The organism is Actinomadura graeca (assembly GCF_019175365.1).
GTDB lineage: Bacteria > Actinomycetota > Actinomycetes > Streptosporangiales > Streptosporangiaceae > Spirillospora > Spirillospora graeca.
Genome location: NZ_CP059572.1, coordinates 5,770,310 through 5,781,866, shown reverse-complemented (window position 1 = coordinate 5,781,866; position 11,557 = coordinate 5,770,310). Strand labels below are relative to the sequence as shown.

Here is an 11,557-nt window from a genome sequence, read left to right as displayed (position 1 = left end):
CGCCCCCTTGGAAGGAACCGACACCGCATGGCGAACGAGGAGAAGCTCCGGGACTACCTCAAGCGGGTCACGGCCGACCTCAGGACGACCCGCGGACGGCTCCGCGAGGCCGAGTCGGCCCGGCGTGAGCCCATCGCGATCGTCGCCATGGGCTGCCGCTACCCGGGCGGGGTGACCTCCCCGAGGACCTGTGGGACCTCGTCTCGGCCGGCACGGACGCGATCTCGCCGTTCCCGTCCGACCGCGGCTGGGACGTCGACGCGCTCTATGACCCCGACCCGGAACGCCCGGGCACGTCCTACACCCGTCACGGTGGATTCCTGCACGACGCCGCCGGGTTCGACCCGGGCTTCTTCGGGATCAGCCCGCGCGAGGCACTGGCGATCGACCCGCAGCAGCGGCTGCTGCTGGAGACGGCGTGGGAGGCCGTCGAGCGTGCGGGGATCGACCCGTCGGACCTGCGCGGCAGCCGCACCGGCGTGTTCACCGGCATCATGTACAACGACTACGCCGCCCGCCTGCCGCGGTCCCCCGAGGAGTTCGAGGGGTACCTGACCAGCGGCAGCGCGGGCAGCATCGCCTCCGGCCGGGTCGCCTACACCCTCGGGCTGGAGGGTCCGGCGGTGACCGTCGACACCGCCTGCTCGTCGTCGCTGGTCGCGCTGCACCTGGCCGCGCAGGCACTCCGCAACGGCGAGTGCGAACTCGCGCTGGCGGGCGGGGTGACGGTCATGGCGAGCCCGAGGACCTTCATCGAGTTCAGCCGTCAGCGCGGGCTGTCCCCGGACGGCCGCTGCCGGGCGTTCGGCGCCGGCGCCGACGGCACCGGCTGGGCCGAGGGCGCCGGGCTGCTGCTGGTCGAACGCCTGTCGGACGCCCGGCGCAACGGCCACCCCGTCCTCGCGGTCGTCCGCGGGTCGGCGGTCAACCAGGACGGCGCCAGCGCGCGCCTCACCGCCCCCAACGGCTCCGCCCAGCGGAGGGTGATCGAGCAGGCGCTGACCAGTGCGGGCCTCACACCCGGCGACGTGGACGCGGTGGAGGCGCACGGAACCGGCACCACCCTCGGCGACCCCGTCGAAGCGCAGGCGCTCCTCGCCACCTACGGGCAGGACCGCTCCGGGGACCGTCCGCTGTGGCTGGGGTCGATCAAGTCGAACATCGGCCACACGCAGGCTGCGGCCGGGGTCGCGGGCATCATCAAGGTGGTGTTGGCCCTGCGGCACGGCACCCTGCCCCGGACCCTGCACGCCGACGAACCGACGCCGCACGTGGACTGGGACACCGGCAACGTCCGGCTGTTGCGGGAACCCGTCGACTGGCCCGGCGGCGACCGTCCTCGCCGCGCCGCCGTGTCCTCGTTCGGTGTCAGCGGCACCAACGCCCACGTGATCCTCGAAGACGCCCCCGCCGCCGAACCGGATCCGGAACCCGATCCGGAACCGGAGAGGGCCGACTCCGGCCCTGTGGTCTGGCTGCTCTCCGCCCGCGGCGACGAAGCACTGCGCGCCCAGGCGGACCGCCTGCGGGCCTTCGCCGCGACACGTCCGGACGTGAGCCCGCGGGACGTCGCCCACTCTCTGGCGGTCGGCCGCGCGACCTTCGACCACCGGGCGGCCGTCGTCCTTGAGGCCACCGACGATCCCCTGCCCGGCCTTGAGGCTCTGGCCAGGGGAGAGACGACCTCGAACGCCGTACGCGGAAACCCCATCGAAGGTCGGACGGCGTTCGTGTTCTCAGGCCAGGGCAGCCAGCGCCCCGGTATGGGCCGTGACCTCTACGCCGCCTACCCCGTCTTCGCCGATGCCCTGGACGAGGCCGCCCGACACCTCGACCCCCACCTCGACCACCCCATCAAGCAGGTGATGTTCGACGACGACCCCACCCAGCTCAACCAGACCACCTACACCCAGCCCGCCCTCTTCGCCTTCCACCTCGCCCTCACCCGGCTCCTCCAGCACTGGGGCATCCACCCCGACATCCTCATCGGCCACTCCATCGGCGAACTCACCGCCGCCCACATCACCGGCACCCTCACCCTCCCCGACGCCGCCCACCTCATCACCACCCGCGCACGCCTGATGAACACCGCACCCCCAGACGGCGCCATGGCCTCCATCCAAGCCCCCGCAAGCGACGTCGCCGAAACCCTCAACACACACCACGGCGTCGCCATCGCCGCCATCAACAGCCCCGCCACCACCGTCATCTCCGGCGACACCACCACCGTCACCACCATCACCCAGCACTGGAAAGAACGCGGACACCGCACCAAACACCTGCGCGTCAGCCACGCCTTCCACTCACCCCACATGGACCCCGTCCTCGACCACTTCCACCACACCGCCCAACAGATCACCTACCACCCGCCCACCATCCCCCTCATCTCCAACATCACCGGCACCACCGCCCAACCCGAACAACTCACCGACCCCCACTACTGGACCCGCCACATCCGCGAACCCGTCAACTTCCACAAGGGCGTCACGACACTGGAGGCCGAGGGGGTCTCGCGGTACATCGAGATCGGCCCGACCGCCACACTGACGCCGCTCATTCAGCAGACCCTGGACGAGCGAGCCGGTACCGGCGCCGTGGTGATCCCCTTGCAACGCCGCGACCAGCCCGAGCCGCGCGCCCTCATCGCGGGCGTCGCCACGGCGCACGTCCACGGGGCGAGGGTCGAGTGGTCGACGGTCCTGCCCGGCCGACGGACGGACCTGCCCACTTATCCGTTCCAGCGGCGGCGCTACTGGTTGGACGCACCGCCCGGGGGCGACGTGACCACGGCGGGCCTGAACGCGGCGGAGCATCCGCTCCTGGGCGCCACCGTGGAGTTCGCTGAGGGCGGCGGGCTGCTGCTGACCGGCCGTCTCTCCGTCGAGGGGCACCCGTGGCTGACCGACCATGCCGTCCACGGCACGGTTCTGCTGCCCGGCACCGCGCTGGTGGAGCTGGCCCTGCACGCCGGTGAACAAGTCGGGCTGCGGCGTGTCCACGACCTCACCCTCGAAGCCCCGCTCACGTTCGAGCGCACCGGATCCGTCCAGATCCAGCTCGCCATCGCCGCGCTGGACGATTCGGGACGGCGCCGCGTCACCGTGCACTCCCGGTCCGATGATGGACCCTGGGCGCGCCACGCCACCGGTACCCTCGCGCCGTCCGGGGAAACCGGGACCGTGGCCGCGGAGGAGGGTGCCTGGCCACCGGCCGGGGCCGAAGCCGTCGACCTGGAAGCGCTCTACGTCCGGCTCGCCGGACTCGGCCTCGACTACGGACCCGCCTTCCAGGGCCTCCGCGCGGCCTGGCGGACCGAAGACGCCGTGTTCGCCGAGGTGGAGGCACCGGACGGCGTGGACGCCTCCGGATACGGCCTGCACCCGGCGCTGCTGGACGCGGCGCTGCACGCCGCCGCGCATGACACCGTGGCCGCGCGGGTCCCGTTCGCCTGGACCGGCGTGGATCTGATCGCCGCCGGGGCGACCGGCTTGCGCGTCCGACTGTCCCGTACTAGTGACGACACCGTGTCGGTGCAAGTCACCGACACGGATGGCGGCACCGTCGCCACGGTCGAGTCCCTGGCCGTGCGTACGGTCGCGGCGGAGCAGATCCCGTCCCGTGCTTCGGACGACACCCTGTTCGAGGTGCGCTGGGAGCAGATCGCGGCCGACGGCGCGGTGGCGGCGCCGGACGCGTCCCTCGTCACCTTGGCGTCCGGCGGCGACACCGGGCCCGCCGGGGCGCGCGCCGTGACCGGCGAGGCCCTGCGCGTCCTGAACGACTGGTTCGCCGCCGAACACCCGCCGGAGGCCCGGCTGGTGATCGTCACGAGCGGCGCCGTCGCGGCGGAGGCCGGGGAGGACCCGGACCCGAACGCCGCGGCCGCCTGGGGCCTGGTCCGGAGTGCGCAGGCCGAGAACCCCGGCCGTGTGATCCTCGTCGACGTCGACGACTCCGACGCCTCACGGCCGGCGGTGCAGGCGGCGCTCGCCACGGGGGAACCCCAGCTCGCCGTCCGCGAAGGCCGGACGCTCGTCCCCCGCCTCGTCCGCGCGGCGACCGGCGGCGACCCGGCGGCTCCCGCGTTCCGCGCGGAAGGGACCGTCCTGGTCACGGGCGGTACCGGGGCGCTCGGCCGCATCATCGCCCGCCATCTGGTGACCGGGCATGGGGTGCGGCATCTGCTGCTGGCCGGAAGGCGGGGCCCGGACGCCGAGGGCGCCGGAAACCTCGTGGACGAGCTGGCGGCGCTCGGCGCCACGGTGAGGGTCGCCGCGTGCGACACCGCCGACCGGGACGCGCTGACCGCACTTCTGGGATCCGTGCCGGATGAGCATCCCCTGACCGGCGTCGTGCACACCGCCGGGGTCATCGACGACGGCGTCCTCTCCTCGCTGTCCCCCGAGCGCATCGACGCGGTGTTCCGTCCGAAGGTCGATGCGGCGTGGCACCTGCACGAACTCACCGCCGACCTGGACCTGTCGGCCTTCGTCCTCTACTCCTCCCTCGCCGGAACCCTCGGCAACCCAGGACAAGGCAACTACGCCGCCGCCAACGCCTACCTCGACGCACTCGCCCAGCACCGCCACGCACACGGCCACCCCGCCCTCTCCCTCGCCTGGGGACTCTGGGAACAACCCAGCACCATGACCGGCGGACTGGACGGCCTTGATCTCGCCCGGGTGGGCCGTTCGGGTGTCGCGCCCCTGACCGCACGGGAGGGGACCGCATCGTTCGACGCCGCGCTGACGACGGGCGGGGGCTCTCTCGTCCCGGTCCGCTGGAACATGGCGGCCTTGCGGGCCCAGGCGGGGGCGGCGCGGCTGCCCGCGCTGCTGAGCGGTCTCGTCCCGGCCCCGGCACGCCGCCGGCCGGCCACGTCCGGATGGGCCGAGCGGCTGCGCGGCCTGCCGGAGGCCGAACGGCACACCGCCGCGCTCGAACTCGTGCGGGCCGAGATCGCGCAGGTGCTCGGGCATCAGAGCCCGGAGACGGTGGACACCGCCAAGGCGTTCAACGACCTCGGCTTCGACTCGCTGACCGCCGTGGAGCTCCGCAACCGGCTCGGTGCCGCCATCGGACGGCCACTGCCCGCCACGATCGTCTTCGACCACCCGACACCCGAGGCCCTGGCCCGCCACGTCCGCGACGAGATCGTCGGCGGCGCCGACGTCCTCCACGCGACGGCGGCGGACACGGGGAACACGGCGGACACGGCCGAACCGCTCGCGATCGTCGGCATGGCCTGCCGCTACCCCGGCGGCGTCTCCACCCCCGACGACCTCTGGGAACTGGTCGCAGGCGGTACCGACGCCATCGGCCCCTTCCCCGCCGACCGTGGCTGGGACGTCGACGCGCTCTACGACCCCGACCCGGAACGCCCGGGCACGACCTATGCCCGCCACGGGGGGTTCCTGCGCGACGCCGACCGGTTCGACGCCGCCTTCTTCGGGATCTCACCCCGGGAGGCGGCCGCGATCGACCCGCAGCAGCGGCTGCTGCTGGAGATCGCCTGGGAGGCCGTCGAGCGGGCCCGGATCGATCCGTCCAGCCTGCGCGGCAGCCGCACCGGGGTCTTCACCGGGGTCATGTACAACGACTACGGCGCCCGCCTGTACCTGGGGCGGTCACCCGACGGATTCGAGGGATACCTGGGCAACGGCAGCGCGGGAAGCGTCGCGTCCGGGCGTGTCGCCTACACGCTCGGGCTGGAGGGCCCGGCGGTGACGGTGGACACCGCCTGCTCGTCCTCGCTGGTCGCACTGCACCTGGCCGCGCAGGCGCTCCGCAACGGCGAATGCGACCTGGCTTTGGCCGGAGGCGTGACGGTCATGGCCACCCCGGCGACCTTCATCGAGTTCAGCCGCCAGCGAGGGCTCTCCCCGGACGGCCGTTGCAAGGCGTTCGCGGCGGGCGCGGACGGCACGGGCTGGGGCGAGGGCGCCGGGCTGCTGCTCGTCGAGCGGCTCTCGGACGCGCGGCGCAACGGGCATCCCGTCCTCGCGCTCATCCCGGGCAGTGCGATCAACCAGGACGGGGCGAGCAACGGGCTCACGGCCCCCAACGGGACCGCCCAGCAGCGGGTGATCCGGCAGGCGCTCGCCGGGGCGCGGCTCCGTCCCGGCGATGTGGACGCGGTGGAGGCGCACGGCACCGGCACCTCCCTCGGCGACCCCATCGAGGCCGGCGCCCTGCTCGCCACCTATGGGCAGGACCGTCCCGGCGACCGTCCCCTCTGGCTCGGCTCCGTCAAGTCCAACATCGGGCACACGCAGGCCGCGGCCGGTGTCGCCGGGGTGATCAAACTCGTCCAGGCGATGCGGCACGGCACACTCCCGCGGACGCTGCACGCGGAGGAGCCGAGCCCGCATGTCGATTGGGATTCCGGGGCTGTGCGGCTGCTGCACGAGCCGGTCCCCTGGAAGGCGGACGGCCGTCCGCGCCGCGCGGCGGTCTCGTCCTTCGGCATCAGCGGCACCAACGCCCACGTGATCCTGGAGGAGGCCCCTGCGCTCGCGGACGACGAGGCCACGGAGCCCGTCGCCGCGCCAACGCCGATCCCTTGGGTGATATCGGCCCACGACGAGAGTGCCCTCAGCGCCCGCGCCGCCGACCTGCGTCAGCTCGCGGAGGCCGAGCCGACATCGCTCGCCTTCTCACTGGCGACCACACGAGCATCGTTCGATCACCGTGCGGTGGTGGTGGGATCGTCCCGGGACGAACTGCTGTCCGGGTTGGACGCCCTGGCCCACGACCAGGAATCACCCCACGTGGTACGCGGGATCGCCCGCAGCCACCACAAAACCGTCTTCGTCTTCCCCGGCCAAGGCTCCCAATGGACCGGCATGGCCCTCGACCTCCGGAACACCTCACCGGTGTTCCGCGAAAGCCTCAACGCCTGCGCCGACGCCCTGGCCCCCTACCTCGACCAGCCCCTGACCGACGCACTGGCCGACCCCGACGCCCTGCAACGCGTCGACATCGTCCAGCCCGCACTGTTCGCCGTCATGATCTCCCTCGCCCGCCTCTGGCGCCACCACGGCATCCACCCCCACGCCGTCACCGGCCACTCCCAAGGCGAAATCGCCGCCGCCCACGTAGCCGGAGCCCTCACCCTCGACGACGCCGCCAAAATCGTCGCCCTGCGCAGCAAAGCCATCACCGCACTCGCCGGAACCGGCGCCATGGCCTCCCTCTCACTGCCCGCCGAACAAACCCGCGAACACCTGGGCCCCGGACTGTCGATCGCCGCCATCAACGGACCCGCCACCACCATCATCTCCGGCGACACCCACGCCATCGACCACCTCCTCCACCAGTGCGAAGCCCAAGGCATCCACGCCCGCCGCATCCCCGTCGACTACGCCTCCCACTCCCCCCACGTCCAGCAACTCCACCAACAAATCCTCGAAACCCTGGCCGACATCACCCCACGCCAAGCCGACATCCCCTTCTACTCCACCCTCACCGGCCAACCCATCGACACCACCACGCTCGACGCCGAGTACTGGTACCAGAACCTGCGCAACACCGTCCAATTCCAACCCGCCATCAACACACTCACCCACGACGGCCACACCCTGTTCATCGAGACCAGCCCCCACCCCGTCCTCACCACACCCATCCAGGACACCACCACCGACACCGCCACCGTCATCGGCACACTGCGACGCGACCACGGCGACCTGCACACCTTCACCACCGCACTCGCCACCGCCCACACCCACGGCGCAACCGTCGACTGGGCGCCGCTCCTCACCGGACGTCCCATCGACCTGCCCACCTACCCGTTCCAACGCCAGCGCTACTGGATCGACGCGCCCGCCGATGCCGGGGACGCGACGGCGCTGGGGCTAACGCCGGTCAAGCATCCGTTCCTGGGCGCGGCCGTGCGGGGGGCCGGCGACGACACCGCCGTGTTCACCGGGCGAATCTCGCTGCACACCCATCCCTGGCTCGCCGACCACGCCGTCACCGGCACCACCCTCTTCCCCGGCACCGGGTTCGTGGAGTTGGCGATCCGGGCGGGTGACGAGGTCGGCTGTGCCCGCGTCGACGAACTCGTCCTGGAGAGTCCGCTTCTGCTGCCGACCGGCGGAGGGGTGCAGGTCCAGGTCACGGTGGACGCGCCCGGCGGGGACGGTCGGCGCGCCATCGCCGTCCATGCCCGTCCCGATGGCGCGTCCGAGGAAGCCTGGACCCGGCATGCCGCCGGGGTCCTGTCACCTGCCTCGGCGTCCGGTGGTGAACTGCGGGCGTGGCCGCCGCCGGGCGCCGAGCCCCTCGACGCAGAGGGGCTTTACCCGCGGCTGGCGGAGCTGGGCCTGGAGTACGGTCCCTTCTTCCAGGGCGTGCGCGCCGCGTGGCACGACGGCGACGACCTCTACGCCGAGATCGCGCTCCCCGAGGACACCGACGTCTCCGGTTTCGGCCTGCATCCCGCCCTCTTGGACGCCGCGCTGCACCCGCTCGCGCACGACGCCGCCGCGCCGCGGCTGCCCTTCTCCTGGTCGGGTGTCACCCTGCACGCCACCGGAGCCGAGGTTCTGCGCGCGCGGCTGTCGGGCACCGGCGGAGAGGCGGTGTCGATCACTCTTGCCGATCCCGCCGGGGATCCGGTGGCCACGGTCGAGTCGCTGATCGCCCGGCCCCTGCCCGGCGGTGGCCTCGCGCCACCTCTGGGGCGGGACGCGCTGCTGCGGCTGGAGTGGCTTCCGGTTCCGGCCGACACGGCGCCCGGTGCGGCACTCGCCCTCCTCGGCGGCGACGGCTTCGACCCGTCCGGCCTGCCCGGCGAGACGTATCCCGATCTGGACTCGCTGGCGGACGCGGCGCCGGAGATCGTCATCGCCGCGCCGGACGGCGGTGGAGACGGCGACCCGGCGTCCGCCGCCCACGCGACGGCACGGCGGGTGCTGCGGCTGGTGCGGGACTGGCTCGCCGACGAGCGGTTCAGGGCCGCGCGGCTCGTCGTCCTGACCCGGGGGGCGGTCACCACCCATGCCGGTGAGCATCCGGTGAACCTGGCGCACGCAGCCGCCTGGGGCCTCGTCCGCACCGCGCAGAGCGAGAACCCCGATCGGGTGGTGCTCCTCGACATCGACCACACCGACGCCTCCGCCGATGCGGTCGCCGGGGCCGTGGCCGGGGCGCCGGAGGGCGGGCCGCAACTCGCGCTCCGCGCCGGACGGCTCCACGCGCCGCGCCTGACGCGGCAGGCCGCGCCGGGCGGGCTGGCGATCCCGGCGGACGCGGCGGCGTGGCGGCTGAACCTGACCGGTGACGGCGTGCTGGACGGCATGTCCCTGGACCCGAACCCGGAGGCCGAGGCGCCGCTCGGCCCCGGCCAGGTGCGGATCGCGCTACGCGCCTCGGGGCTGAACTTCCGCGACGTGCTGCTCGCCCTGGGCATGGTCCCCGACGACGCCCGTCCGCTCGGCGGCGAGGCGGCCGGGGTCGTCCTGGAGACCGGTCCCGGGGTGCGGGACCTGGTCCCGGGCGATCGGGTGATGGGGCTGATGTCGGCGGGCATCGGCCCGGTCACGCTGACCGACCGCCGCCTGATCACGCGGATGCCCCGCGGCTGGTCGTTCGCCGAGGCCGCGTCCGCGCCGGTGGTCTTCCTCACCGCCTACTACGGCCTGGTGGACCTGGCGCGCGTCCGTCCCGGCGAGACGCTGCTCGTGCACGCCGCCACCGGCGGGGTGGGCATGGCCGCGGTGCAGCTGGCGCGGCACTGGGGGCTGCGGACGCTCGGGACGGCGAGCCCGGCGAAATGGCCGTCGCTGCGGGCGCAGGGCCTCACCGGCGACCGCATCGCCTCGTCCCGCACCCTGGACTTCGAGGACCGGTTCCGGGCCGCGGCCGCCGCGGAAGGCGGGGTCGACGTCGTCCTGAACTCGCTCGCCGGGGAGTACGTCGACGCGTCCCTGCGGCTGCTGGGACCCGGGGGCCGCTTCCTGGAGATGGGCAAGACCGACGTCCGGGACCCCGGTGAGGTCGCCGCCGCGCATCCCGGAGTGTCGTACCAGGTCTACGACCTGCTGGACGCGGGGCCGGAGCGCATCCAGGAGATGCTCGGCGAACTGCGGGAGCTCTTCGAGAGCGGCGCGGTCCGCCCGCTGCCGGTGACGGCGTGGGACGTGCGCCGCGCTCCCGACGCGGTCAGGTTCCTCAGCCAGGCCCGGCATACCGGCAAGGTCGCGCTGACGGTGCCGCGGGGTCTCGATCCGGAGGGTACCGTCCTCGTCACCGGCGGCACGGGCACCCTCGGGGGCCTGCTCGCCCGGCACCTGGCCGCCCGGCACGGCGTGCGGCACCTGCTGCTGGCCGGACGCGGCGGCCCCGCCGCCCCGGGCGCGGACCGGCTGCGCGCCGACCTCGCCGCGCTGGGCGCCGAGGTCACGATCGCCGCATGCGACGTGGCCGACCGCGACGCCGCGTCCGCGCTCCTGGACTCCGTCCCGGCGGCGCACCCGCTCACCGCCGTCGTGCACGCCGCGGGGGTGCTCGACGACGGCGTCCTGACGTCCCTCACGGCGGAGCGGCTGGCGGCCGTCCTGCGGCCGAAGATCGACGCGGCCTGGAACCTGCACGAGCTCACCCGTGACCTCGACCTGGCCGCGTTCGTCCTGTTCTCGTCGGCGGCGGGCACGCTCGGGACGCCGGGGCAGGGCAACTACGCGGCCGGCAACGCCTTCCTCGACGGGCTCGCGCAGTACCGCAGAGCGCGCGGCCTGCCCGCGCAGTCGCTGGGCTGGGGCCTGTGGACGGAGGCCAGCGGGATGACCGGCCACCTCGACGACGCCGACCGGCAGCGCCTGGCCCGCACCGGTTTCGCGCCCCTCTCCACCGAGCAGGGACTCGCGCTCTTCGACGCCGCCCTCACCCGGGACGAGGCACTGCTGCTCCCCCTGCCGCTGAACACGGCGGCGCTGCGGGACGGGCCGGTCCCCGCGCTGCTGCGCGGCCTCGCCGGGGCCCCGGTTCGCCGCGCCGCCGGGGCCGCCACCGCGGCGAACCGGCAGGACCTGCGCGAACGGCTCGCCGCGCTGCCCGAGCACGAGCGGCGGGACGCGCTCCTGGAGCTGATCCGCGCCGAGAGCGCCGCCGTCCTCGGCTACGCCTCGCCGGAGGCCGTCCGGGAGGACAGGGCGTTCAAGGAGCTGGGCTTCGACTCGCTGTCCGCCGTGGAGTTCCGCAACAGGCTTAACACGGCCACCGGGCTCAGGCTGCCCGCGACGCTCGTGTTCGACCGTCCGACACCCGGCGCGCTCGCGTCCCATCTGCGGGAGGAGCTGTTCCCCGGGGAGACCGCCGCGCCGCCCGTGCTGAGCCGGCTCGACGAACTCGACTCCGCGCTGTCGGCCCTGGACTGGGACGAGGAGGAGCAGGCGCGTGTAGGCGCGCGGCTGCGGGCCTTCCTGTGGAAGTGGGGCGGCGGGAACGCGCCGGATCCCGCCGGCGACGACCTCGTCCCGGCGACCGACGAGGAGCTGTTCGACGCCCTCGAAAGCGAGCTCGGAACGCGCTGAATCCGATGACCGAACGATCCGAC

The 11,557-nt window shown here is 73.6% G+C and carries 1 protein-coding gene and 1 pseudogene; both read left to right on the top strand.

Annotated elements, in window-relative coordinates; translation table 11 throughout:
• Positions 1-27: 27 nt before the first annotated feature.
• Positions 28-78 (top strand): annotated as a pseudogene (locus AGRA3207_RS40315) (polyketide synthase docking domain-containing protein); the annotation flags it as partial.
• Between the two features lie 74 nt (positions 79-152).
• Positions 153-11,534, top strand: a complete 11,382-nt coding sequence (locus AGRA3207_RS25685; RefSeq protein ID WP_338028301.1) for an SDR family NAD(P)-dependent oxidoreductase — start codon at positions 153-155, stop codon at positions 11,532-11,534.
• Positions 11,535-11,557 lie beyond the last annotated feature (23 nt).